The organism is Fictibacillus phosphorivorans (genome assembly GCF_023715845.1).
GTDB lineage: Bacteria > Bacillota > Bacilli > Bacillales > Fictibacillaceae > Fictibacillus > Fictibacillus phosphorivorans_D.
Genome location: NZ_JAMBOR010000001.1, coordinates 135,608 through 159,869 on the forward strand (window position 1 = coordinate 135,608; position 24,262 = coordinate 159,869).

At 37.9% G+C, this 24,262-nt stretch carries 26 protein-coding genes and 1 riboswitch; of the genes, 17 read left to right on the forward strand and 9 right to left on the reverse strand.

All coding sequences use genetic code 11. The features are described 5' to 3' along the window. Positions 1-31: 31 nt before the first annotated feature. The 7 genes from pssA to M3206_RS00670 form a co-directional block, all read right to left on the reverse strand. Positions 32-577 carry a CDP-diacylglycerol--serine O-phosphatidyltransferase gene (pssA, locus tag M3206_RS00640; RefSeq protein ID WP_251310579.1) on the reverse strand — a complete coding sequence of 182 codons (546 nt, stop codon included), beginning with the start codon at positions 575-577 and terminating at the stop codon, positions 32-34. A gap of 148 nt (positions 578-725) precedes the next feature. Beyond that, positions 726-1,079: a monovalent cation/H(+) antiporter subunit G gene (gene mnhG, locus M3206_RS00645; protein WP_425590689.1), complete on the reverse strand. Its 354-nt coding sequence runs from the start codon at positions 1,077-1,079 to the stop codon at positions 726-728. After that, a complete protein-coding gene (locus tag M3206_RS00650; protein ID WP_251310581.1) occupies positions 1,051-1,341 on the reverse strand; it encodes a Na(+)/H(+) antiporter subunit F1 in 291 nt (96 codons plus the stop codon). The genes mnhG and M3206_RS00650 overlap by 29 nt, the downstream gene beginning before the upstream one ends. Then, positions 1,338-1,814: a Na+/H+ antiporter subunit E gene (locus M3206_RS00655; protein WP_251310582.1), complete on the reverse strand. Its 477-nt coding sequence runs from the start codon at positions 1,812-1,814 to the stop codon at positions 1,338-1,340. The genes M3206_RS00650 and M3206_RS00655 overlap by 4 nt, the downstream gene beginning before the upstream one ends. Positions 1,815-1,818: 4 nt before the next feature. After that, positions 1,819-3,291, reverse strand: a complete 1,473-nt coding sequence (locus M3206_RS00660; RefSeq protein WP_251310583.1) for a Na+/H+ antiporter subunit D — start codon at positions 3,289-3,291, stop codon at positions 1,819-1,821. Beyond that, the gene (locus tag M3206_RS00665; protein ID WP_251310584.1) at positions 3,284-3,622 is read right to left on the reverse strand and encodes a Na(+)/H(+) antiporter subunit C; all 339 of its coding nucleotides are present in this window, start codon (positions 3,620-3,622) and stop codon (positions 3,284-3,286) included. Before M3206_RS00665 ends, M3206_RS00660 begins: the two co-directional genes overlap by 8 nt. Beyond that, a complete protein-coding gene (locus M3206_RS00670; RefSeq protein WP_251310585.1) occupies positions 3,622-5,964 on the reverse strand; it encodes a Na+/H+ antiporter subunit A in 2,343 nt (780 codons plus the stop codon). Before M3206_RS00670 ends, M3206_RS00665 begins: the two co-directional genes overlap by 1 nt. Positions 5,965-6,141: 177 nt before the next feature. On the opposite strand from M3206_RS00670, the gene M3206_RS00675 reads away from it, so the two are divergent. Continuing rightward, a complete protein-coding gene (locus M3206_RS00675) occupies positions 6,142-6,558 on the forward strand; it encodes a hypothetical protein (RefSeq protein ID WP_251310586.1) in 417 nt (138 codons plus the stop codon). A gap of 19 nt (positions 6,559-6,577) precedes the next feature. Here M3206_RS00675 and M3206_RS00680 read toward each other — a convergent pair whose 3' ends face one another. Continuing rightward, positions 6,578-6,721 (reverse strand): sporulation histidine kinase inhibitor Sda, encoded by a 144-nt coding sequence (locus M3206_RS00680; protein ID WP_251310587.1) that lies wholly within the window; start codon positions 6,719-6,721, stop codon positions 6,578-6,580. Positions 6,722-7,131: 410 nt separating this feature from the next. On the opposite strand from M3206_RS00680, the gene M3206_RS00685 reads away from it, so the two are divergent. The 13 genes from M3206_RS00685 to M3206_RS00745 all read left to right on the forward strand — a co-directional run bounded on the left by M3206_RS00685 (position 7,132) and on the right by M3206_RS00745 (position 19,809). After that, entirely contained in the window at positions 7,132-7,647 is a 516-nt protein-coding gene (locus M3206_RS00685) for a YqeG family HAD IIIA-type phosphatase (RefSeq protein ID WP_251310588.1), read from the forward strand. Further along, positions 7,644-8,747, forward strand: a complete 1,104-nt coding sequence (gene yqeH, locus M3206_RS00690; RefSeq protein WP_251310751.1) for a ribosome biogenesis GTPase YqeH — start codon at positions 7,644-7,646, stop codon at positions 8,745-8,747. Before M3206_RS00685 ends, yqeH begins: the two co-directional genes overlap by 4 nt. A 15-nt stretch (positions 8,748-8,762) precedes the next feature. Next, complete coding sequence (gene aroE / locus M3206_RS00695) at positions 8,763-9,590, forward strand: shikimate dehydrogenase (RefSeq protein ID WP_251310589.1); 828 nt, start codon at positions 8,763-8,765, stop codon at positions 9,588-9,590. Between the two features lie 2 nt (positions 9,591-9,592). After that, positions 9,593-9,883, forward strand: coding sequence for a ribosome assembly RNA-binding protein YhbY (yhbY, locus tag M3206_RS00700; RefSeq protein ID WP_251310590.1), 291 nt, complete (start codon positions 9,593-9,595; stop codon positions 9,881-9,883). 12 nt (positions 9,884-9,895) lie between these two features. Next, the gene (locus tag M3206_RS00705) at positions 9,896-10,474 is read left to right on the forward strand and encodes a nicotinate-nucleotide adenylyltransferase (RefSeq protein ID WP_251310591.1); all 579 of its coding nucleotides are present in this window, start codon (positions 9,896-9,898) and stop codon (positions 10,472-10,474) included. Continuing rightward, positions 10,467-11,054 (forward strand): bis(5'-nucleosyl)-tetraphosphatase (symmetrical) YqeK, encoded by a 588-nt coding sequence (gene yqeK, locus M3206_RS00710; RefSeq protein WP_251310592.1) that lies wholly within the window; start codon positions 10,467-10,469, stop codon positions 11,052-11,054. Before M3206_RS00705 ends, yqeK begins: the two co-directional genes overlap by 8 nt. Further along, entirely contained in the window at positions 11,054-11,422 is a 369-nt protein-coding gene (gene rsfS, locus M3206_RS00715; protein ID WP_251310752.1) for a ribosome silencing factor, read from the forward strand. Before yqeK ends, rsfS begins: the two co-directional genes overlap by 1 nt. 2 nt (positions 11,423-11,424) lie before the next feature. Further along, the gene (locus M3206_RS00720) at positions 11,425-12,165 is read left to right on the forward strand and encodes a class I SAM-dependent DNA methyltransferase (protein ID WP_251310593.1); all 741 of its coding nucleotides are present in this window, start codon (positions 11,425-11,427) and stop codon (positions 12,163-12,165) included. 94 nt (positions 12,166-12,259) lie between these two features. After that, positions 12,260-13,624 (forward strand): sigma-54 interaction domain-containing protein, encoded by a 1,365-nt coding sequence (locus M3206_RS00725; RefSeq protein WP_251310594.1) that lies wholly within the window; start codon positions 12,260-12,262, stop codon positions 13,622-13,624. A gap of 310 nt (positions 13,625-13,934) precedes the next feature. Further along, positions 13,935-15,329 (forward strand): GntP family permease, encoded by a 1,395-nt coding sequence (locus tag M3206_RS00730; protein WP_251310595.1) that lies wholly within the window; start codon positions 13,935-13,937, stop codon positions 15,327-15,329. Between the two features lie 27 nt (positions 15,330-15,356). Beyond that, positions 15,357-16,142, forward strand: a complete 786-nt coding sequence (locus tag M3206_RS00735) for a 3-hydroxybutyrate dehydrogenase (RefSeq protein WP_251310596.1) — start codon at positions 15,357-15,359, stop codon at positions 16,140-16,142. Positions 16,143-16,211: 69 nt separating this feature from the next. Then, positions 16,212-16,414, forward strand: a riboswitch (cobalamin riboswitch). A 127-nt stretch (positions 16,415-16,541) separates the two neighbouring features. Continuing rightward, entirely contained in the window at positions 16,542-18,767 is a 2,226-nt protein-coding gene (locus M3206_RS00740; RefSeq protein ID WP_251310597.1) for a ribonucleoside-diphosphate reductase subunit alpha, read from the forward strand. Beyond that, positions 18,757-19,809, forward strand: coding sequence for a ribonucleotide-diphosphate reductase subunit beta (locus tag M3206_RS00745; RefSeq protein WP_251310598.1), 1,053 nt, complete (start codon positions 18,757-18,759; stop codon positions 19,807-19,809). The genes M3206_RS00740 and M3206_RS00745 overlap by 11 nt, the downstream gene beginning before the upstream one ends. A gap of 61 nt (positions 19,810-19,870) precedes the next feature. Here the strand turns inward: M3206_RS00745 and comER are convergent, their stop codons facing one another. Beyond that, entirely contained in the window at positions 19,871-20,707 is an 837-nt protein-coding gene (gene comER, locus M3206_RS00750) for a late competence protein ComER (protein ID WP_251310599.1), read from the reverse strand. Positions 20,708-20,803: 96 nt separating this feature from the next. Between comER and M3206_RS00755 the strand changes: the two genes are divergently transcribed. From M3206_RS00755 to M3206_RS00765, 3 genes are all read left to right on the forward strand, one after another. Then, positions 20,804-21,430, forward strand: a complete 627-nt coding sequence (locus M3206_RS00755) for a helix-hairpin-helix domain-containing protein (protein ID WP_251310600.1) — start codon at positions 20,804-20,806, stop codon at positions 21,428-21,430. Between the two features lie 67 nt (positions 21,431-21,497). After that, a complete protein-coding gene (locus tag M3206_RS00760; RefSeq protein WP_066291133.1) occupies positions 21,498-21,953 on the forward strand; it encodes a ComE operon protein 2 in 456 nt (151 codons plus the stop codon). A 66-nt stretch (positions 21,954-22,019) separates the two neighbouring features. Further along, on the forward strand, positions 22,020-24,245 hold the full coding sequence (locus M3206_RS00765; protein WP_251310601.1) for a DNA internalization-related competence protein ComEC/Rec2: 2,226 nt from the start codon (positions 22,020-22,022) through the stop codon (positions 24,243-24,245). Positions 24,246-24,262 lie beyond the last annotated feature (17 nt).

Here is a 24,262-nt window from a genome sequence, read left to right on the forward strand (position 1 = left end):
TAAAAAACCGCAGCTACCATGCTACGGTTTTTTATCTTTTTTCTATGGAAATCGTACTGATCATTAATATTGCGAGACCGATTGTGAGAAACATAAAAAAGAATCCGGGTAAGATGTTAATTAATAGGTAAGCTGCAGCCATTAAACAACCTGCAACCGTTATAGGTACACCCACAAATGATCCTGTAAACTCTGTAATGTTGAATCTTGCTAGTCGAATGGCTCCGCATACGATAAATATAATTGTAAATATAATGCCAGGAACACCAAACTGATGAAGTGCTGCTTGATAGATTAAAAAGGCAGGCGCAATACCAAATGAAATTAAATCACAGAGTGAATCCAGCTGTTTACCAAATTCAGATTCGATGTTTAATTTTCGCGCGATCATCCCGTCAAAACGATCAAACAAACCTGCTAAAAAAATCAAGATCAATCCAATTTTTAAATTACCATTCATCATGAATAACAAAGCCAACGCGCCAAGTGATAAGTTGATCAATGTTAAGAAGTTCGCAGTTTGTCCCTTAACTTTCTTAATGATTGAATCAATACGATCTCTTTCAATCAAAAACATCCGATCACTCCCTAAATAGAGCACGAAGCAGGATATATGAATATCCTGCTTCGTCTAGTTGCTTACAAGTATATAACTATTTTATTCATTATATGCTTATTAGAAATGGTTTAAAAGTGGAAAAATTATTTTGGATGCTTGGATTTTATTATAAATCTTCCTGATGTTGTTTTTTTTCAAGTTGATCATAAACAGTCTTTTCAGATAATGGAACGCCTGTCCGATAGGCAGCTCGAGAGATCATATGGCCAGCTACAGGTGCTGTGAGAAGGATAAACAAGATACCTAAGAGCAACTTTCCGCTGAATACATTCATATTTGAATAGACATAGATTGCAGCTCCGATAAGTACACCTGAAACACCTAATGTAGAACTCTTTGTTGCTGCATGAAGTCTTGAATATACATCTGGAAAACGAAGAACACCTATCGTTCCAGAGATTATAAAAAAGGTGCCTATGATAAGGAAGAAACTAATCACGATCTTGATCAATGATAACACCCTTTTCTAAAAATTTTGCAACTGAGACTGTTGCAATAAATGTTAATATACCGATTAACAGTATGATGTCGTTCAATTGAACGGTATCTAACAGGATAGCCATTAAACCAGTGATCGCAACTAAGTTAATGCCGATCGTATCAAGTGCAACAACTCGATCAGGGTTCGATGGGCCGACAATTGCTCTGTATAAAAGAAGTAGAATTGAGATGGTTATCACAAATACACAAGAATAAACAACCATCGAGAACCAATCTATCATCGTGTTACCTCCCTTATTGCTTTTTCGAAAGTATCTTTAATGCCGACAATCGTTTCATTTACATCAGGGAGGTCTATGGCATGAATATAAATATATCGCTGATCTCTTGAAACATCTACAGAAAGTGTTCCTGGGGTAAGAGTAATCAAGTTAGCGAGCAAAGTGATTTCCCAATTTCTTTTAACATCGATCGGCAAAGCAATAATGCCTGGCTGAAAATCAAGCTTCGGTTTGTATACCCACTTTAAAACATCTACATTGGCTAAGATTAACTCTTTTAAGAATAGAAGAATTAGATAGCCAATCGCCTTTACTTGTTTGAAGTAATAAGAATCAGGTATAAAACGATTAAGCAAATACAGCAGCGCCGCCCCAAGCACAAATCCTACCACGAAACTTGCGAATGAGTAGCTCTCAGATAAGAACATCCATATGACGGCGATCAGCAAATTTAAGATAAGTTGAAATGTCATCGAACTACTCCTTTAAAACAAAATCAATATAGATTTGAGGATCTATAAGGTTATCAGCTGCAGATTGGATATATGGATAGAACCATTCCGCCCCCACCCCAAGAAGGATTGAGATAGCGATTAATAAACCAGAAGCGACAAGTCCTGAGCGCCTAACTTTTTCCTTTGGTTCTTTAAGTTCTCCCCAGAATGCTCCGATAAAGATACGGATAACTGAAAATAAGATTAACAGACTTGATAACAGTCCGATCCCCGCCACAAAATAATGTTCCTCATCAAAAGCACCTCTCAATAGAAGATACTTACCGATAAAGCCGCTAAAAGGAGGGATCCCAGCAAGGATGAGAGCTGCGATGAAAAACATCCAGCCTAAAAGAGGGGATGTTTTTATATATCCGCCCATTTTATTTAAATTAGAGGTTCCTGCGTGCCATACTAATAAACCAGCGAGGAAGAACAACGCAGCTTTTATTGCCATATCGTGAATAAGGTAATAAATCGTCCCAGCAAGTGACTCAGCCGAAAATGTACCGATTCCAAGAAGCATGAAACCAATCGCTGGCATAATGTTATAGGCAATAATAAGCTTCACATTTGAAGTAGATAAAGCCCCTATCACACCAATCAGCATCGTAATCGCTGCAACCCATATGAAGAAAGTATGCGTTAACTCAAGTTTATGCGAGAAAATAAGTGTATAAACTCTAAGCATCGAATATACGCCGACCTTAGTCAGGAGTGCACCAAATAGAGCCGAGACAACAGGAGATGGAACGATATACGACTTCGGAAGCCAGAAGTAGAGCGGAAATAATGCTCCTTTAGTGGCAAATACCACGAACAACAAGATCGCGATTCCCGTTAGTATTCCTTGTTGCTCAACTTCAGCTACACGTTCACCAAGCTGTGCCATGTTAACTGTCCCAGTAACGGAGTAAAGGAAAGCCACTGTCGTTACAAATAGGATGGAAGAAAATAAGTTTAACAATATATATTTTACTGATTCGCGAAACTGCTGCTTAGACCCTCCAATGATGATCAGTCCGTATGAAGCCATCAAGAGTACTTCAAAAAATACAAAAAGGTTAAATAGGTCACCAGTTAAGAATGCACCGCTCACCCCAGCGATCAATATGAAGAACAGGGGATAAAAATAATGCTTCGTCATCTTGCTAGTCACAGAAGAGGATGCAAAAATTACTGAAGCTAAAGCAATCACATTTACAGAGAGTGTCATAATAACAGAGAGTTTATCCGCTACAAGGATTATGCCAAAAGGTGCTTTCCATCCTCCAGTTTCAAGAACAAGCGGATGGTGGGTAAACACAAAATAACTTAAGAATATAGATAGACCTAAATTAAGTAATACAGTCAAATATGAAATCTTTATTGTCAGTTGGTGCCGGTTCTTTAAGAAAACTAGAAGAGCACCAACGAACAAAGGAATAAAAATCGGCAAAAATACTAAATTACTCATCATCCGTTCCCCTTAGTTGATCCATCATGTCCGTCTTATTGCTCTGGTATGTCCGGTACGCTAGTACAAGCAAGAAGCTCGTGATCCCGAAACTAATTACGATCGAAGTCAGTATTAGCGCTTGAGGAAGGGGGTCCGTATACTCGGTGATTCCTTTTTCCAGAATTGGGGGAGCACCGCGGTTTAATTTCCCCATCGTCAAGATAAAAAGGTGGGCCCCATGAGAAAGCAACACTGTTCCCAGAACAATTTTTATAAGTTGTTTTTGTAGTAAAAGGTATACGCCGGCCGCAAATAAAGTTCCGGCAAGTATAGACATTACAATTTCCATTATTGATTCATGTCTCCTTTATCCCGGTATTTTATCATGGCGAAAATGCCAAGCGCAGCTAGTCCAAGAACTGTAATCTCAAACAAAGTATCCAAGCCGCGGAAATCAACTAGTATTACATTTACGATGTTATCTCCACCGCCTAGTTTATAAGAATTATCGACAAAGTATTCTGCTATACTATCGAACGTCTTAGAGCTATGTGAGGCTATAGCAACTATAGTGAGTAGAGCTCCGGTTGATACTGCAATCGTTAAATCGATCAGCTTTTCTGATGGACGTTTATCTGATTTTTTTAGTTTTGGTAAATGAGCAAAACATAATAAGAATAAAGCTACACTGATCGTTTCAACGATAAGCTGTGTTAAGGCCAAATCAGGTGCTCTAAAGAATACAAATAACAGTGAAAGTCCATAACCTACCACACCAACTACAATAATCGCAGCTATCCTTTTATTCATCCAAATAGTTGCAATTGCGGCAGCGGCCATGACGAAGCCTACCAATACTTCCGGCCATGTGATAGGAGCCAGATCATCAAACGAGAGGATAAATCCATTTGTGAGATAAATGAAAATGGCAGTTGTTAATACCAAAAATACTAAAATGATTGAAAGATACAGGCGTAATGAACCTGTCATATAAAATGAAGTAATCGATTTAGAAGACTTCAATAGTCCATTGACGATTGATTGATACCAATGGTCAGATGAAAATTTCCTAGGAATCATATTATAGACTGGCTGCCATCTTTTTAATGTATAAGCAAGCAAAGCTCCAACACCTATTACAAGTAAGGACATATAGAATGGTGCGTTTAAACCATGCCAGAAGGCCAAATGCGTATGTGGCAGATCTCCTGTCACAGCAGCAACAGCAGGTGCAAGTAACGGTTCATTAATCAGGTTCGGCAGGAGACCGACTCCAATTACAAATATAATTAGGATGATTGGTGATAAAAGCATTCCAATCGGTGCTTCATGTGGTTTCTTCTCTAATTGATCTATTTTTTGTTTACCGAGGAATGTACCAAACACCAAATACATGGAATAGACAAACGTAAATATGCTACCTAAAACGGCGAAAACAGGCATCCACTCAGCAAACGCTCCAGCAAGACCGGTGGATTGTTCCAATTTCAATGAAGAATCAAAGAACATTTCTTTACTCAAGAATCCGTTGAAGATCGGCAAAGGCACGCCAGCCATTGAAAATGCACCAATAAACGCTAAGGTAGCGGAAATGGGCATAAAGGTATATAATCCGCCTAGTCTTCGTATATCTCTCGTACCGGTTTCATGATCTACAATACCTGCAATCATAAAAAGGCTTCCTTTAAAGGTAGCATGATTAAAAATATGGAAGATTGCAGCAAGAATAGCCACACCAGTTCCAAATCCAAGCATTGCCATGATCATACCTAACTGACTGATTGTGGAATACGCCAATATCCCTTTTAAATCGGTTTGTCTTGAAGCGAGAATTGAACCTATACAAAGTGTTATCAGACCAAAACCTGAAACGATAATAAAGAACGCATCGGTTCCACTAAAGATCAACGAGAAACGTGCTACTAAGTATAATCCGGCTTTAACCATCGTTGCAGAATGCAAATAAGCACTGACTGGAGTAGGAGCTTCCATCGCATCTGGTAACCAGCTGTGAAAAGGGAACTGCGCAGATTTAGTAAACGCTCCAAGCAATAACAAAATAAGAATAGGGATGAATAGGTCACTTTCTAAAATTAGTGAGCGGTTTGCAATCATCTCCCGAATGCTATTGGTCTCTGCTGTGATAGAAAGGAGTATTAGTGCCCCAAGCATCGATAATCCGCCAAACACGGTTACAAGCATCGATTTTTGTGCGCCATATGTTGATCTTTCACGGTAGAACCAAAACCCTATCAATAAGAAAGAGGATATACTCGTAAATTCCCAAAACGTATATAAAACAAATACGTTATCCGACAAAACAACTCCGAGCATAGAACCCATAAACAAAAGTAAGTATACATAAAAATGAACGAGTTGTTCTTTTCGCGATAGATAGAAGATGGAATAAAGAACCACCAGTGAACCAATTCCAGTGATTAACAGCGAAAACAACATACTGAGTCCGTCTAAATAAAAACTTAATTGGATATCCAAAGATGGAATCCAATCTGCCGTGCTATGAACGATTTTTCCTTTCGCTAACACAGGTAATTTTGAACAAAAGATAATAAATAGAAGTGCTGGAACAGGCAATACCAGCCAGCCAGTATGTATCCGGTTCTCTTTTTTAGCAAGCAGACCGATCAAAAGTGCTGCTAAAAAAGGAAGCAGTATGTAGTAATGCAGCATAAAAACCGCTAAACCTCCTTAAAACCTAATAATCGTCATGGGTCCACTTCATTGTAAGCAAAACCATTCCGTTTTAGCAAATCATTTCACGGAAAAAACACTCTGGAAATCTCGTTTTCTTCAACTATTGAATATCCTTCCCAAAAAATACCTAACCTATTTGAGAGGTGATAATAAATGAGACTTCTCATTACATACGGAATACTAATCATAATGTTTCAACTAACTGGCTGTTTTAACGATTCTGTTTATAAAAAAGACAAAGACAGTCCAGTCTTTCAGCCGAGAGAATATTACAGAAAACATATAAGTTTCTCTGAAATAGGTTTTTTTAACGCTACCTCTCTAGCTGAAGAGATGAAAGATGAAATTACGAGAGACGCATTAGTAAAACATGCAATTGTAATCAAACAAGATAAAAATTATTTAGTAGCCATTAAAATGAAGGCCTATCATCGAAAAAAGGCACAAGTAATAAGTGAACAATATAAAAAGCAATGGGAAGAAAAATGGAAGATTCCTGTGGAGATAACCTACGACCCGAATGATTATCGAAAAGCAGAAATTATGATGAGAACAAAAAAAAGAGCGTAAATTACGCTCTCCATTCCATTTACATTAGAAGTTGCTGCAATCTATTATGCAGGGATCTTCTATCGATTTCTTTTTTTATAAGTAGAATAAAGTCTTTACTTAGTTTAAGTTCTCTTGCTTTCAGGTAAGATTCAATTAACAGGTCGTCCGAAAGTTTTTCCATACATGCAGCCGCTGAATATACGGCTTGGTCACCTCCTGTTTTTTCTTGAAAAATCTTAATTTTAAGTAGTCTAAAATGCTATGGGATTCATAAAATGATAAGTTAATGTTTTATGTAAATGAAGCTTACCATGTATTGTAAAATAGAACAATCGTTCGTTTATCCACAGTGTTTGGTGGATAAGTTGTGGGTAAAATGTTAACATCTTAAAAAAAGGCAACTAAACAGTGCGTGGATAATGTGAATAAGATTATCCACATTGTTGAGCAGGGGAACAATTTGTCGAAAACTTTTTAAGCGAAAGGCGAAAAAGAAGTTCTTTTGTCTGATTAAGATGAAAAACCGTTTGTTCTTCCTCATATTACTGGTAAAATAGAAACGTTCATAAGGAAATGTGAAGAGGTGCTAGAATGTTAAAACATTTTTTACCGGATCAACATGTTCAAAATATATTGGATATTACACCGGAAATGTTAGTAGAACGTGGAGTTAAAGGGATTATAACGGACTTAGATAATACGCTCGTGGAATGGGATCGGCCAGAAGCGACACCTGAATTGATAAAATGGTTTACTTCTATTAAAGAAAAAGGCATTTTAATAACAATTGTTTCAAATAATACTCAGCATAGAGTAAAAAGTTTTTCTGATCCAGTAGGGATCCCATTCATCTATAGTGCAAGAAAACCGATGACCAAGGCTTTCAAACGAGCATTAAAAGATATGAAATTAAAAAATGAAGAAGTAGTTGTTATAGGAGATCAGTTACTTACTGATGTTCTTGGAGGAAACAGATTAGGATTACATACGATTCTTGTCGTTCCAGTCGCTAGCAATGACGGATTCTGGACAAGGTTTAACCGTAAAATTGAACGCATTATATTGTCTTGGATGAAACGAAAAGGCATGATTCATTGGGAGGAATAGGTTTGGAACAAGTAAAATGTGTGGGCTGCGGTATTTCCATACAAACGGAGGATAAAGAAGCGCTTGGATATGCACCCCTTTCGGCATTGACGAAAGAGCTGCCTATTTGCCAGCGCTGTTTTCGTTTAAAACACTATAATGAAATCCATGATGTGAGTTTATCAGATGATGATTATCGCAAAATCGTCTCCAGTATTGGAGAGGAAGATGCGCTCGTTGTGAAGATTGTTGATATTTTTGATTTTAATGGCAGCTGGCTTCCCGGACTACACCGTTATGCAGGTAAGAATCCAATCTTACTTGTAGGGAACAAGCTCGATCTTCTTCCGAAATCCGTAAATCCGAACAAAGTGATTCATTGGATGAAAAAAGAAGCCAAGGAACTTGGACTAAAGCCTATCGATGTTCAGCTTATTTCTGCTGAAAAAGGTTATGGAATTGAAGAGTTAGCGAATAGTATTGACCATTATAGGCAAGGAAGAGATGTTTATGTAGTAGGTTGTACAAACACAGGTAAATCTACGTTCATAAACAGATTGATCAAACAATTTGGTGAGGAAACGTCGGATTTGATTACGACGTCTCATTTCCCTGGGACAACTCTGGATTTGATTGATATCCCTCTCGATGGAAGAAGTCATTTGTATGATACACCCGGAATTATTAATCATCACCAGATGGCTCATTATGTATCGAAAAAAGAATTGAACATTATTATGCCTAAAAAAGAAATTAAACCCGTTGTGTTTCAGTTGAATGAAATGCAGACTTTATTTTTTGGTGGACTAGCTAGGATGGATTATATGAAGGGTGGTAAACAATCCTTTGTTTGTCACTTTTCAAACCATTTAAACATCCATAGAACGAAGACTGAAAAAGCGGATGATCTATATGAAAAGCATCTTGGTGAAATGTTTGCTCCTCCAGAAGATGCAGCTAACTTTCCAAAGCTTAAACGTTATGAATGGATGATTAAGGAAAGCAAAACTGATGTGGTTATTTCGGGTTTAGGATGGGTTACATTCCCTGAAGCAGGAGCTAAAGTTGCTTTCTACGCTCCAGAGGGTGTATCCGTAACGGTTCGAAAATCCTTAATTTAAGGAGGCTTTTTTCTAATGATAAAAGCATTGGTTATCGGTGACCCCATAGAACATTCGTTATCGCCGGTCATGCATAACGAAGCGTTCATCCAAGCAGGAATAGAAGGTTCGTATGAAAAGAAGAGGGTGACTTCTAGTGAATTGCCTTCTTTTTTACATGACTTCAAACAGAGTGATTATGCAGGCTGTAATGTTACCATCCCGCATAAAGTAGCAGTAATTCCCTTTTTAGACGAGATTGATCCTGAAGCAAAGAAGATAGGAGCGGTTAATACTATTGTTAATAAGAAGGGGAAACTAATTGGGTATAACACGGATGGCAAAGGCTTTTTATTGGGACTGAAAGAAAAAATCAGCCGTCCAATTTCTGAGCTGAATATTCTTTTAATCGGAGCAGGTGGAGCGGCGAGGTCGATCGCTTATGCCATGTTAAAAGAAAATCCGAAAAAACTCTTTATTGCTAATCGTTCACCAGAGAGATTGGCTCTATTAGTAAAAGATTTAAATCATTCATGTATAGAACCCTTATCCTTAAAGGAAGCGGAAAATGAACTTTTCCGCTTTGATGTTTTGGTAAATACTACGAATGCAGGCATGTACCCAAATGTGGATACTGAGCCTCTTCCACTAGCTCAATTAAAAGAAGATGCGGTTGTATCTGATATTGTTTATAATCCTCTTCAGACAAAGTGGCTGCAATCAGCAGAAAATAAAGGCGCCATTATAGATAATGGTGTCTCAATGCTTGTCATGCAAGGTGCGATGGCATTTGAAAAATGGACAGGAATTTTTCCGAATACAGATAAAATGAAAGAAGCAGTTATAGAACAACTCAGGAGGTAATTATGCTTACAGGAAAACAAAAAAGATTTTTACGATCAAAAGCTCATCATATTCAGCCTATTTTTCAGGTAGGAAAAGGTGGGGTGAATGAAAACCTCATTAAGCAAGTAGAGGATGCACTCGAAGCTCGAGAATTAATAAAAGTAAGCGTTCTTCAAAACTGTGAAGAAGATAAAGATACAGTCGCAGAAGAACTTTCAACAGGATCTAAAGCTGAGTTAGTACAAGTTATTGGCAGTACGATCGTGCTTTATAAAGAATCTGTTAATCAGAAACGTATTGAACTCCCATAAGGAGTGAGAAATTTGGAGAAAAATATTGGTCTCTTCGGAGGAACGTTTAATCCACCACACATTGGTCATTTAATGATTGCCCAGGAAGCATTAAAACAACTGAATTTAGATGAAGTGTGGTGGATGCCGGCTTCAAATCCTCCACATAAGAAGAAAGTCGAGGATGTTTCTGATAATCATCGTATCGAAATGGTTAAGAAGACGATTGGAAACAATAATCAATTCTCCCTTTCTTTACTTGAATTTGAGAGAAGCGGTCCATCATATACTATTGATACGGTCCGCTCTTTAAATGAGAAATTTCCAAGTGTAAAATTTACTTTTATTATTGGTGGAGATATGGTGCACTCGCTTGACAGCTGGCATCAAATCGACCAGTTGAAGGAGCTTGTCCAATTTGCTGGAGTAGGCCGAGAAGGTTTTCCAGTCGATGACCATTGGGAGAGGTTTCATGTAAAACTTGTAGAAGTACCTACTATAGGAATATCTTCTACATTTATTCGTTCTAAAGCAAAAGAGAAAAGTAATATTCGTTATTTTGTTACGGATGACGTATGGAAGTATATCGAGGAGCACCGGATTTATGGATAGAGATAAGGCGCTAGAAACAGTTAAAAAACATCTGACCGAACATCGTTATGTACACACGCTAGGTGTACTCGATACAAGTTTAAAACTTGCAAAGCTGTATGGTGCAGATTTAAAAAAAACAGAAACTGCTGCCATCTTTCATGATTATGCAAAGTTTCGTCCTAAAGATGAAATGCGTAACATCGTAAAAAATGAAAATCTTCCCCCAGATCTTTTGCATTATGGAAGTGAAGTACTTCATGCTCCGGTTGGTGCTTTCTTAGTAGAAAAGGAAATTGGGATATATGATAAAGAAGTTTTAAGTGCTATCTATTACCATACAACGGGTAAATCAAATATGAACACGTTAGAAAAAGTAATTTTTTTGGCGGATTACATTGAACCTAACAGGCAATTTCCGGGAGTAGATGAAGTAAGGGAAGAAGCTGAAAAAGATTTGAACACAGCCTGTTTAATGGCGGTAAAAAACACAATAAATTTTTTGATGAGACAAAACCAAAAAATCTATCCGTTAACCCTTGAAACGTATAATGGTCTAATGGACGAGACTCAAAATAAGAACGAGGAGGAGTGCATTTGATGAATGTTAAAAGTCTGATGGAATTAGTGGTTAAGACGGCAGACGATAAAAGAGCGGAAAACATTACCGTTTTAGACATGGAAGGAATTTCTCTAGTCGCGGATTATTTTGTGATCTGTCATGGTAATTCGGAAAAACAAGTTCAGGCAATATCAAAAGAACTCAAAGATGTAGCGCTCGAAAACAACATCCAGCTGCGGAGAATGGAAGGATATGATCATGCTCGCTGGGTATTAATTGATCTTGGCAATGTAGTGGTACATGTGTTTCATCGTGATGACCGTGGCTATTATAACTTAGAGAAATTATGGGGAGATGCAAATACAGTAGATGTCGAAGCAATTCTTGCACCCCAAGAAAACATGTAATAATGAGTTACCAGAAGTTTGCTTATCTTTATGATGAATTAATGGCAGATGCCCCATATTCAAAATGGCTGTCATTCATTCATAATGCTGTGTTTGCTTTTCGTCCGAATACTAAACGATTATTAGATATAGGCTGCGGAACAGGTTCGATGCCTATCTTGCTAGCCAAAGAAGGTTATGAAGTGACTGGTGTTGACCTCTCTTCAGATATGCTGATGGTAGCAAAAGAAAAGGCTGAAAATGAAAATATTCCACTTTCCCTTTTCCAACAGGACATGAGAGAACTAGAAGGCCTGGGAACATTTGATTGTGTGACCATTCTATGCGATTCTCTTAATTATATTTTAACGGAAGAAGACGTAAAACAAACCTTCCTTTCAGCATGGAATCATTTAGAACCAGAAGGTCTGTTTATTTTTGATGTGCATTCTATACATAAGATCAATGAAGTATTCATTGAGAGTACCTTTGGTAGCAACGATGAAGAGATCTCTTACATTTGGCATTGTTATCAAGGTGAATTTGAGAACAGTGTAGAGCACGATCTATCCTTTTTTATACGTAATCATCATCATTATGAACGGTACGATGAATTACATATACAAAGAACGTTTTCAACGGATGATTATTCCAGATGGTTAAATGAGTGCCGCTTTGAAGTTTTGAGCATAACGGCAGATTTTGAAGATCAGAAACCATCTGAACAAAGTGAAAGAATATTGTTTATTGCCCAGAAATCGTAAAGACAGCTAAGTGCTGTCTTTTTTTATGAGAAATTTTATATTGTACGGTACAATTAAAAGCACGATAGTTCTCTGGAAATGAGGTAAACGATGCATGTTGAATAATGACCCTTTATTAAAACACAATATTTTAGAGACGATTATTGACAGTGCTTACGAATGGATTGTGGTTGTGGATCATGAAGGTATCGTTCAATACATGAACAAAACCTATTGTGAGTTTTTAGGAGAAAATCCAAGTGAAGTTATTGGGAAGCATGTAACTAACGTAATTGAAAACACAAGGATGCATAAAGCTGTGCTTCAAGGGAGAGTGGAGATTGCTGATCTGCAGTTCATCAGGGGTAATTATATGATCGCAAATCGCATCCCTATTTTTCATAAAGGAAAAGTAATCGGTGCTGTAGGGACTGTAATCTTCAGAGATACTGAACAATGGAAGAAAATGAATTCTCATATAAAAGCCCTCTTGCATGAGCTTGATTTCTATAAAAAAGAATGGCAAGAACTAAACGGAGCCTCTTATACTCTTAATGATTTTATAGGAGTATCTGATGAAGTCAGAAGTATTAAAGAGCGTGTTAAAACGATAGCAAGTGGTGATTTGTCCGTACTAATCCGGGGGGAAAGCGGTACAGGGAAAGAACTATTGGCCCATAGTATTCACCAGTTGAGTGAAAGGAGCGCTAAGCCCTTTATAAAAATAAATTGCGGAGCGGTACCTGAACACTTATTTGAATCTGAGCTTTTTGGTTATGCGGAAGGAGCATTTACCGGGGCAAAAAGAGGCGGAAAGCCAGGAAAGTTTCAGATGGCAGACGGCGGCACTTTATTTTTAGATGAAATAGGTGATCTGCCTCAAAATATGCAAATAAAACTACTTCGTGTTCTTCAAGAAAAAGAAGTTGAGCCTGTTGGATCATTACGTTCCCAAAAAGTGAACGTTAGGGTAATCGCTGCGACAAACAGACCGTTAGAACAGCTAATAGAAGAAAATAAATTTAGAGAGGACTTGTTCTACCGGATCAATGTATTACAGATTCAAATTCCACCGCTTCGTGATAGAAAAGAAGATATTTGGCCATTAGCCGAAAACTTTATCAAATCTAATTGCAGGGAGACGGGAAAAAGGATCCTAAAAATTGACGATGATGTTAAAGAAGCTTTACTGTATTATTCTTGGCCAGGAAATACGAGGGAACTGAAAAATTTTGTTGAAGCTGCTATTCAGCTTACACAAAGCGATCAGATTTCTCTTGATGTTTTTCCGGACTTTCTTCGCGAACAATTAGAAGTTCAAGAAACTCATAAATCCTTAAAGGACTATGTTCATGAAACAGAGAAAAAAATCATTAGTTCCTATTTGAAAAGGATGAACGGAAATGTTAAGGCGGTAGCTAGTGCTTTGGGGATCGGAAAAACAAATTTATACGATAAAATAAAAAAATACAACATTTAAAATCGAAACTTTAAATTCCGATAAAGCGGAAGATTATTCCGTTTTATCGGAATCGATCATTTTATTAACTTTTTTATCTGCTTGTTTGGGAAGAACGTCTAAAAGGATAGAATGGATTCATTTATAAGTTATGATTTTCCGGTTTCCCGGAAAATTGTCAGTAGCGTAGTCCTTGTTCTGCCAGTTTTTAATTGGCATAGAACTTGCAATAGAAACAATAGGTGTTATTTTAGGAGAAGGGAGAAAGAGCTATAAAAATGTAAGCGCTTTTATATTCTTAGTTATTTGACCTTAGAAATGGAGGATTGAAATGGAAATTATTATTATTTTATTATCATTATTTTTCTTGATGTTTGTAGCTTATCGTGGATTTAGTGTTATCTTATTCGCTCCAATCGCTGCTTTGTTTGCTGTTTTGCTAACTGAACCGGGACATGTACTGCCGTTTTTCTCGGGTGTATTTATGGAGAAGATGGTAGGTTTTATTAAGTTGTATTTCCCAGTATTCTTACTGGGAGCGATATTTGGTAAAGTCGTTGAGATGTCTGGGTTCGCAAAGTCAATCACCCAGTTTGTGATCAAAATAATCGGACCGTCTCGTGCTATGCTGGCTATCGTACTTGTAGGGGCTATTCTTACCTACGGCGGTGTATCGCTTTTCGTAGTAGCTTTTGCGCTTTATCCATTTGCAGCGGAATTATTTAGACTTGCAAACATTCCGAAGAGGCTTATTCCTGGAACCATTGCACTCGGTGCTTTTACATTTACAATGGATGCTTTTCCCGGAAGCCCACAGATTCAAAATATTATTCCGACATCATTCTTCGGAACAACGACATGGGCTGCTCCTTGGTTAGGTTTTATAGGTGGTTTATTCGTTTTTGTAATAGGGATGATCTACTTAGAATGGAGAAGAAGGCAGGCAGCTGCTAAAGGTGAAGGATATGGTACAGGCCATAGCAATGAACCTGAAAAAATTGAATCTGAGAATCTTCCAAATGCTTTTGTCGCGATTTTGCCTCTTATATTAGTTGGTGTCTTTAATAAGTGGTTTACAGTTCTCATTCCTAAATATTATGGCAAGACATTTGATTTCTCAGCAATTGGAATGAAAGATGTACCGGCTATCCAGATTCCAGCACTTGCTGCAGTATGGGCTGTTGAAGGAGCCTTAGTGATTGGGATAATCACTGTGTTGCTATTCTCTTTTAAAAGAATTAAAGATAATTTCAATAAAGGACTCAATATATCTATAGGTGGTGCGTTGCTCGCTACTTTAAACACGGCATCTGAATATGGATTCGGTGGAGTAATTGCAGCACTACCAGGGTTTGCAGCCGTAAATAATGCCATGTCAAATACGATTAAAGACCCGTTAGTAAACGAAGCTGTAACAACAACGACGTTAGCGGGTATTACAGGTTCAGCTTCAGGGGGTATGAGTATTGCACTTGCAACGATGAGTGAAACCTATATCGAGCAAGCAAACAAGCTGGGAATCGATCCAGAGGTTCTTCATCGTGTTGCTTCTATGGCGAGTGGGGGCATGGACACACTGCCCCACAATGGAGCCGTAATAACACTGTTAGCAGTAACAGGCTTAACTCATAAGCAGGCGTATATCGATATTTTTGCCATGACTCTTATTAAAACGGTCGCAGTATTTGTTATCATCGGACTCTATTATATGGTCGGGATCGTGTAAATTAAATGATAGAAGGAGTGGAGATCAGTGGAATCGTTCGTACGGGATCGAGTTGTGTTTATTACGGGGGCAGCTAGTGGTATTGGGCTTGAGCTAGCTAAGTCTTTTGCGGAAAATGGTGCAAAGGTAGTGATCAGTGACTTAGATGCTGAAAAAGCTAAGGCCACTGCAGATAAACTTACAAATAAGGGGTTCCATTGTCTAGGCTTAGGATGTAATGTAACAGATGAAGACAATTTGAAGGTTGCACTTGATGAAACTCTTCAACATTATAATCGAATTGATGTATTGATCAATAATGCTGGACTGCAATATGTTTCCCCGCTAGAAGAATTTCCAACTGAAAAATTTCAGCAGCTGTTAAGTGTCATGCTTACAGCACCATTCATGGCAACAAAACATGTTTTTCCGATCATGAAAGAGCAGGGTTTTGGTCGTATAATAAATATGGCATCGATAAATGGGTTGGTTGGCTTTGCAGGTAAGGCCGCATACAATAGTGCTAAACACGGTGTGATCGGTTTAACAAAAGTAGCGGCTTTAGAGGGGGCGGAGCACGGAATAACGGTAAATGCTGTTTGTCCTGGATATGTAGACACCCCACTTGTAAGGGGCCAGCTTGAAGACCTTGCAAAAACTCGTAAAGTCGAACTTGAAAAAGTTTTAGAAGAAGTTATTTATCCATTAGTTCCTCAAAAACGTTTGTTAGATGTTCAGGAGATTGCAAATTATACGCTTTTTCTTTCAAGTGAAAAAGCGAAAGGTGTTACTGGGCAAGCGATCGTAATAGATGGGGGATATACCGCGCAATAAAAAGGAGTCTATGAAACTACTTTTTTATTGACAAATACTATATTTAGTGTCAAAGTTAATATCACAAACCTATATATGGAGATCTTAGGTGCCGGAATGATGCCGGCTTAAAAGGGAATTCGGTTAGATGCCGAAGCTGTCCCCGCAACTGTAATTGTGGACGAAATGGAACTGCCACTGTATATGTAAGCTATTTAAATGGCTGCTGTATGGGAAGGCCCAGAGTAGGATGAAGCATAAGCCAGTAGACCTGCCTGAATCTTCTGTTTTCTTTTCCTCGGGGATTGGGAGAAAGAACGGTATTTAACACAAGCGATCGTCTTGTATGTGTTCTAAACGTTCCTAACCCCTCTTCCCGATGAAGAGGGGTTTTTATTTTTATTAAGGAGTGGTATTGAAATGGAAAATACATTAACGACTTTAAGTCTCAGGGATTGGCTGGCAGATTGTGTGGCATCATTTCCTGAGCTTGAGGGAGAAAGATTTTTAGAGAGAGCGAAAGAATTAGAGTTAAAAAACACCAATCGGTCATCGCTTTATAAACAGTTGATCATGGAAGCTTTGAACTGCTTAAGTATGGAAGAACCACAATGGACGTTTGTAGCAGCTCGTCTTTATATAAAGCAGCTATATGAAGAAGTGCAGGAGAATAAAGGATTCGGTGAGAAACAGCCCTATTCAAATTTATATGGACTTATTGAACATTTAGTTGATCTTAAGATCTATCACCGAGATCTGCTCTCTTCTTACAGTGCTCATGAAATTAAAGAAGCGGAAAAGTGGATTGTTCCTGAAAGAGACGAACTTTTTACATATATCGGATTAAAGACTCTGGCTGATAGATACCTTGCTAAAGGATTTAACCATGAGTTATATGAACTTCCTCAGGAACGATGGATGGTGATCGCTCTATTCTTAATGAAAAATGAGGATCAGAAACATCGGATGGAGCTTGTAAAGGAAGCGTATTGGGCACTTTCAAATCAGTACATGACCGTGGCTACTCCAACTTTAGCGAATGCAGGTAAAAGTTATGGACAGCTTAGTTCATGTTTCATAGATACCGTCGATGATAGTCTTCGAGGTATTTTTGATTCAAATACAGATGCCGCGACTGTATCAAAAGGTGGGGGAGGACTAGGAGTCTATCTTGGAAAAATTCGTTCTAGAGGATCAGATATCCGAGGTTTTAAAGGCAATTCTTCCGGTGTGATCCCATGGATGAAGCAACTGAATAATACAGCCGTTTCCGTAGATCAGCTTGGACAAAGACAGGGAGCGATTGCGGTATATCTGGATGTGTGGCATAAAGATATTTTTGAGTTCTTAGACGCAAAATTAAATAATGGCGATGAACGGATGAGAACGCATGATCTTTTCACAGGAGTATGTATTCCGGATGTATTTATGGAAAAAGTAGAAAGGCGTGAAGATTGGTATTTGTTCGACCCGCATGAAGTAAGACGTTATAAAGGTTATTCGCTGGAAGATTTTTATGATGAAGAAAAAGGAAACGGAAGCTTCAGAACAAGATATGAGGAATGCATCAGCGATGAAAGACTTTCAAAGCAATGTGTGCCTGCGATCGAAATAATGAAAAGGATCATGAAATCACAGCTTGAAACGGGTACACCATTTATGTTCTACAGAGATACGGTTAACAGACTGAATCCTAACCCGCATAAAGGTATGGTTTACGCATCTAATCTTTGTACGGAAATTATGCAGAACATGTCTGCAACGACCGTTAAATCAGAAGAAACGGAAGACGGGGAGATCATTATTCGGAAAACACCGGGTGACTATGTTGTGTGTAATTTATCCTCTCTTTCTCTAGCAAGAGTGGTTGGAGATCAAGTATTAAAGAGAGTGATAGACATACAAGTCAGAATGCTCGATAACGTGATAGATCATAACTCTATAGATGTTCCGCAGGCGGTCCTTACGAACAAAAAATATAGAGCGATAGGAGTTGGAACCTTTGGTTGGCATCACCTTCTCGCAAAAGAGGGGGTAAAGTGGGAAAGTGAAGAGGCTGTCGCTTATGCAGATAAACTTTATGAAGAGATTAACTATCATGTTATTAATGCGAGCAGTGATCTCGCAAAAGAAAAAGGGAAGTACGCGGCATTTGAAGGATCAGACTGGGATTCTGGAGATTATTTCACAAAGAGAGATTACGATTCTGAAAAATGGAAGCATCTAATTGAAAAAGTAAAAGATCAAGGAATAAGAAATGGTTATCTCATTGCGGTTGCACCTAATTCATCAACGTCAATCATCGCAAATTCAACGCCAAGTGTTGATCCTATCTTTAAAAAGTTTTATTCGGAAGAAAAGAAAAACTACAAGATACCTGTAACGGCACCAGATCTGAACGCTGAGACAGCTTGGTTCTATAAATCAGCTTTTCATATTGATCAAAGATGGAGTATTTTACAGAACGCAGCAAGACAAAGACATGTTGATCAGTCGATCTCGTTTAATCTTTATGTAACTCATGATATAAAAGCAAAAGACCTGCTGGACCTTCATTTGCTTAGTTTTGAAAAAGGACTTAAAACAACTTATTACACTAGGTCAACATCAATCGAACTTGAAGGGTGTGAAAGCTGTGAAAGTTAAAGAGAACATAGAATTACAAGAAAGAAAGATATATGACACCAGTGCGCCGAACGCTTCAACAAAGATTATTAATGGAAATAGCTCAAATATCCTGAATTGGGACGACGTCCGTTTTTCTTGGGCTTATCCGCTTTATAAAAATATGCTGTCAAACTTTTGGACACCATTTGAGATCAATATGTCCAGTGACGGTAAACAATATGTGAACCTTTCTGAAAAAGAGAAGGATACATTCAATAAAATAATTGGACTGCTTGCTTTCTTAGACAGCGTCCAAACGGATTATTCGAGCCGAGTTTCTGCCTATCTAACAGACTCTAGTCTCTCAGCGCTTATGGCAACCCTATCTTTTCAAGAGGTTGTACATAATCAATCCTATTCTTACGTGTTATCTTCCCTAGTCCCTAAATGGAAACAGGATGAAATCTTTGAATACTGGAAAACGGATGAAGTATTGCGTGAAAGAAATGATTTTATTGCACGGGGCTATGAAGATTTTGTAGAGAATCCTACTCCAGAGACGTTCATTAAATCTATTATTTATGATGTGATCTTGGAAGGGTTAAACTTTTATTCAGGTTTCAGTTTCTTTTATAACTTGGCTAGAAATCAAAAAATGGTATCTACTTCTACGATGATCAATTATATAAACAGGGATGAACAATTGCACGTTTACTTGTTTTGCAATATATTCAAAGCTGTTCTGCAAGATTATTCAGAACTTAATAATGAAGAGCTTAGACAATTTGCAAAAGAAACGTTTAAAACCGCAGCGGAACTTGAAATCAAATGGAGCAACTATATTATCGGTGAATCATTCGAGGGAATTAATATCAATGACTTGGAAGACTATATTAAGTTTATGGCAAATAAACGATTAAACGAGCTAGGATTTGAAAAATTATATCCAGAATACAAGAAAAACCCTCTTCCTTGGATTAAAGCATATTCCGATGTTAATTCAGGAAAAAGTGATTTTTTTGAACAGAAATCGAGACAGTACACAAAGGTTTCTGACGATAATGGGTTTGATGAACTATAAAAAAGCCGGATTTTCATTCCGGCTTTTTTCTTTACCGTCTTTTATAATGGACTAGATAAGATTACTTTAGTTCTTCTTTTACCTCGAACTGCTGATTAACTTTTTCGCATTCTTCATGATATTTTTCATGAGTTCGCTGTATGACTTTATCAAACACTTCATCCATATCATTGCTTAAGATCTTAATTCCTTCTCCCGTAATACCGCCTTTTACACATACTTTTTGAATAAGCGTAGGCAGTGTATAAACTTCTTTCTCAAGTAATTTACCCATGCCGATGATCATGTCACTGGCTAACTGAGTAGCTTGTGCTTTCGTGATATCAGTCTGGTTAACTGCACTATTAACTAAACATTGCAGCACATAGCCGATAAAGGCCGGACCGCAGCTTGCGATATCCGAAGACACTCTAGTGATGTTCTCATCAATTTCCAAAGGGTTTGAGATGAATGACATAAGAGTAATTAATTTTTCTTTATAATCAGGATGACAGCGGCTGCCAAACGAAATAAGAGAAGACCCTGACAAAGCTCGATTATTAATACTTGGAATGGCTCTCGCTATATTGCAATCAAGTAGGTCTTCAAGCTGTTCACATGAAATAGGACTTGTAATCGATACAAGCAACTGATGTTTAGAAATATAGTTTTTATTGGTTGAAAGCAAAGAATAAAATTCATGTGGTTTCACACAAATAAATACGATATCAGCGAACCGAAATACTTCTTCTGGTTTATTCCCGATCTTAATCTTTGGATAGGCATGTTTTAGCCTTTCCGCTTTAGATAGGGTGCGGTTAGTAACCATTAACCGTGTTGGGGTAATGGCTGAAGATTCTATGAAAGAAGCTACAAGGACGCTTCCCATATTCCCGGTCCCGATAATTCCGATCTTCATACCTTAACCTCCTTCCTCTACCTTAAAATCTATGCGCTCGAAGTTTTGATTATGATTTTGTAACGTTATGCTTCAATTAAAAAAGGGGTGACTTTTGTGATTCTGTTGAAAAAGCATCTAAATTTGGTGACAGGTGTTGGTTTTTTTCTTTTCCTATTATTAGGAATATTTATTTTCAATCAGATCAATCATCCTCCTGATACAGTAACTTCCTCCGATCCCTTACCTTTGGTAAAAGATGAAACAGAAAAGGTTGACTCTGGTACTACAAAAAATGAGGAAGAAGTAGTTGGCTTAGGTCCAATAATGGTCGATGTCCAAGGCAGTGTTAATAGACCGGGTGTATATGAATTGAACAAGGGAGACCGCGTAATTGACGCAATTAAAAAAGCTGGAGGTTTTTTGGAAGAAGCAGAATGGCGATCAGTGAATCAGGCTGAGAAAGTGACGGATGAGATGATTATTTATGTTGCAGCTAAAGGCGAAGAGGTACAATCCATATCTTCTGATCCGGAAATCGAAACAGAAAAATCATTAAATATTAATGCCGCTGACTTAACTGAACTACAGACACTTAGTGGTATCGGTCCTTCTAAAGCTCAAAGCATCATTTCCTATCGTGAGGAATTTGGTCCCTTTGAATCGATCGAGGAGCTGTTAGAAGTTCGGGGGATTGGGGAGAAAACCATTGAAGAATGGAAAGATAAAATTAAATTCCGATAATGGTTTTGGTTGACCTGCTTTTTTGCTGAGTCTACACTATAGATTATAGAACAAGGAGGGATAGGAAATGAAACGTATTTCCTGGAATGAATACTTTATGGCGCAAAGCCAGCTGCTTGCTTTGCGGAGTACGTGTACCCGTTTAGCTGTAGGTGCGACGATTGTAAGAGATAAACGGATTATCGCTGGGGGTTATAATGGTTCCATATCCGGCGGTGTCCACTGTATAGATGAAGGATGTTATGTAATAGATGGCCACTGTGTAAGAACGATTCATGCTGAGATGAACGCTCTTCTTCAATGTGCGAAGTTTGGTGTTCCGACCGATGGCGCTGAAATGTATGTCACACATTTTCCATGTCTCCATTGCTGCCGATCAATCATTCAAAGCGGCATAAAGAAAATTTATTACGGGGAAGATTACAAAAATCATCCATATAGTATTGAACAGTTTAAAGAAGCTGGAGTGACTGTCGAGAAAGTAGAAATGACTATCCCTCCTTCAGCTTTTATACCAAGTTGATTGATGAACCAACGGCTTGCTGTTCTTAGTGCATTTTTTGCTCTAACAGGAGTCTGGTCTTCAAAAATGATATCGGTAACTGGGATTGTCCTTATTGTTTTCCTGGTTATCGTAATCATTTTTCAGCTAAGAAGTAAGGCGATTGTTGTTCTCCTCTTTCTTCCGCTTTTCTTTTTTTACCACCAATGGTATGAACAAAAAAACACCTCAATATATACTCCGCATATAATCGATTTCCAAGGCACGATAGAATCGATTCCTAAGAGTAACGGCAAAGTGATTACTTTTCAATACAAAACCTCACGAGAAATTCTTGTTGTCCGGTACAAAATGAGTTCAGCCGCTGAAAAACAAAGGTTAAACCACCTTGAGGTCGGCATGAACTGTACTCTGAATGGATCACTTCAAGAACCTGAACCACGGTCTCATTATTATGGTATGGATTACCGGGAATTTTTGCATAACAAAAACATCCATTGGATTCTTGAACCATCCCAATTAGATTCTAACAGTTGTATAAAAGTCGATAAGAAAAATGTAAGTATTAGAATTAAAGTTTGGAGAAGTAAAAGTATAAAGCAATTAGAAGCTCACTTTACTCAAAATACTGCAGGATTAATAAATGCTCTTGTTTTTGGATACCGTGAGAAGATTGAAACGGAGACACTGGATTCCTATCAGAAGTTAGGGTTAACACATCTATTAGCTGTTTCTGGTTTTAACGTAGGTATTGTGTCGTATTTCTTATATTTGGTGTTTGTAAGAATGGGTATGGTAAAAGAACTTGCTTTTGTATGTATCGTCATTTTTCTTCCTGTTTACATAATATTAACTGGCGGTGAAAGCTCCATTGTCCGAGCAGGAGCCATGGGGATGCTTGCATTATGTTTTATCGTCTTTCAAAAAAAGATCCATCCAGCCGTATTATTGTCTCTTGTTTTTATCGCGATGTTGTTTTGGAACCCTCTTTATGCATTTGATCTTGGTTTTCAGCTTTCTTTTTTAATGACGTTCGTTCTCATCACATCGATCTCCTTGTTTAAAACCAGGTCAAACACTCAACTTCTCTTTATCACTTCTTTTATGTGCTCGTTATTTTCATTTCCAATCATTTTGTATCATTTTTTTGAATTCTCCCTCTGGTCACTTCCGATGAACATTCTATATATTCCTTTTGTATCTGTTGTTTTATTTCCCGTTTCAGTTTTTATAGTAGCTGTTTCATGCTTTATTCCCAGTGCGTTATATTTACTGGAAATTCCGGTTCAATTTCTTTTTGAAGGTTCTGTTTCTATTTTAGAAGTGGTGCAATTGGTCAATGGGACACTTCTACTGGGACGTCCGGCTACATGGCTATTTTTCACCTATAATTTAGCTATACTCCTTGTGTTTTATGCCTGGGAAAGGAACGAACGCCTTCTGTTTCGTTTTTGTGTTCCGTTTCTATTGGTAATAGTGCTGCAAGTATGTATTCCCTATTTGAACCCTTCAGCTAGGGTATCTTTTATTAATGTTGGTCAAGGAGACAGCATTCTAATCGAGCTACCTTTTCGGAAAGGGGTGTTTCTCATTGATACTGGGGGAACGGTCTCTTTTGAGAAAGAAGAGTGGGAAGTGCCTAATGAAGAATATGATGTCACAAAAAAAGTTGTCCTCCCGTTTATAAAAGGAAGAGGAATCAGAAAGCTTGATCGAATAATATTAAGTCATGCTGATATGGATCATGCAGGAGGAGCGGAATTTTTACTAAAGAATTTTCCTGTTCAGACTTTATATCTTCCCCGGAACAAAAATGCAAGCAAACTTGAAATGGAAGTTATGCAATCAGGGAAACGAAATGGGGTTGCCATAAACCGTTTGAAAAAGGGAGTGCAGTGGGGGATTGGTAATTCTCAATTTTTTGTTCTGCATCCTAGTGAGAGAAATTCATCATCAAACAATAGATCGATTGTACTTTGGTTAAAGCTTTATCATACTTCGTTTTTATTAACTGGTGATATAGAAAAGGAAGGAGAACACGAAATCATTCAAAATTTTTCGATGTTGAGAGCAGATGTATTGAAAGTAGCACACCATGGGAGTGCTACTTCTAGTACTGAGCAATTTTTAAAGGTGGTAGAACCTGAATTTGCGGTTATAAGCTCCGGTCGGAATAACATTTATGGCCATCCCGCAAAAGATGTCATGACCCGATTGAAAAGGAAGAAGATTACGATATACCGAACCGATCAGAATGGGGATATTATTTTTGAGGTTTCCAAAAAGGACTTGGAGATTCATTCTGTTCAATAAAAAAAAGAACCGAATAT

What these genes read in the sequence shown, in the direction of transcription:
- M3206_RS00675 (WP_251310586.1), top strand. Translation starts at nt 6,142, where the DNA reads ATGAGACTTCTCATTACATACGGAATACTAATCATAATGTTTCAACTA.
- rsfS (WP_251310752.1), top strand. Translation starts at nt 11,054, where the DNA reads ATGAATGTTAAAAGTCTGATGGAATTAGTGGTTAAGACGGCAGACGAT.
- M3206_RS00665 (WP_251310584.1), bottom strand. Translation starts at nt 3,622, where the DNA reads ATGGAAATTGTAATGTCTATACTTGCCGGAACTTTATTTGCGGCCGGC.
- M3206_RS00660 (WP_251310583.1), bottom strand. Translation starts at nt 3,291, where the DNA reads ATGAGTAATTTAGTATTTTTGCCGATTTTTATTCCTTTGTTCGTTGGT.
- yqeK (WP_251310592.1), top strand. Translation starts at nt 10,467, where the DNA reads ATGGATAGAGATAAGGCGCTAGAAACAGTTAAAAAACATCTGACCGAA.
- M3206_RS00680 (WP_251310587.1), bottom strand. Translation starts at nt 6,721, where the DNA reads ATGGAAAAACTTTCGGACGACCTGTTAATTGAATCTTACCTGAAAGCA.
- M3206_RS00655 (WP_251310582.1), bottom strand. Translation starts at nt 1,814, where the DNA reads ATGACATTTCAACTTATCTTAAATTTGCTGATCGCCGTCATATGGATG.
- M3206_RS00650 (WP_251310581.1), bottom strand. Translation starts at nt 1,341, where the DNA reads ATGATAGATTGGTTCTCGATGGTTGTTTATTCTTGTGTATTTGTGATA.
- M3206_RS00725 (WP_251310594.1), top strand. Translation starts at nt 12,260, where the DNA reads ATGTTGAATAATGACCCTTTATTAAAACACAATATTTTAGAGACGATT.
- M3206_RS00670 (WP_251310585.1), bottom strand. Translation starts at nt 5,964, where the DNA reads ATGCTGCATTACTACATACTGCTTCCTTTTTTAGCAGCACTTTTGATC.
- M3206_RS00730 (WP_251310595.1), top strand. Translation starts at nt 13,935, where the DNA reads ATGGAAATTATTATTATTTTATTATCATTATTTTTCTTGATGTTTGTA.
- M3206_RS00685 (WP_251310588.1), top strand. Translation starts at nt 7,132, where the DNA reads ATGTTAAAACATTTTTTACCGGATCAACATGTTCAAAATATATTGGAT.
- pssA (WP_251310579.1), bottom strand. Translation starts at nt 577, where the DNA reads ATGTTTTTGATTGAAAGAGATCGTATTGATTCAATCATTAAGAAAGTT.
- yhbY (WP_251310590.1), top strand. Translation starts at nt 9,593, where the DNA reads ATGCTTACAGGAAAACAAAAAAGATTTTTACGATCAAAAGCTCATCAT.
- M3206_RS00720 (WP_251310593.1), top strand. Translation starts at nt 11,425, where the DNA reads ATGAGTTACCAGAAGTTTGCTTATCTTTATGATGAATTAATGGCAGAT.
- comER (WP_251310599.1), bottom strand. Translation starts at nt 20,707, where the DNA reads ATGAAGATCGGAATTATCGGGACCGGGAATATGGGAAGCGTCCTTGTA.
- M3206_RS00765 (WP_251310601.1), top strand. Translation starts at nt 22,020, where the DNA reads ATGATATCGGTAACTGGGATTGTCCTTATTGTTTTCCTGGTTATCGTA.
- aroE (WP_251310589.1), top strand. Translation starts at nt 8,763, where the DNA reads ATGATAAAAGCATTGGTTATCGGTGACCCCATAGAACATTCGTTATCG.
- M3206_RS00740 (WP_251310597.1), top strand. Translation starts at nt 16,542, where the DNA reads ATGGAAAATACATTAACGACTTTAAGTCTCAGGGATTGGCTGGCAGAT.
- M3206_RS00760 (WP_066291133.1), top strand. Translation starts at nt 21,498, where the DNA reads ATGAAACGTATTTCCTGGAATGAATACTTTATGGCGCAAAGCCAGCTG.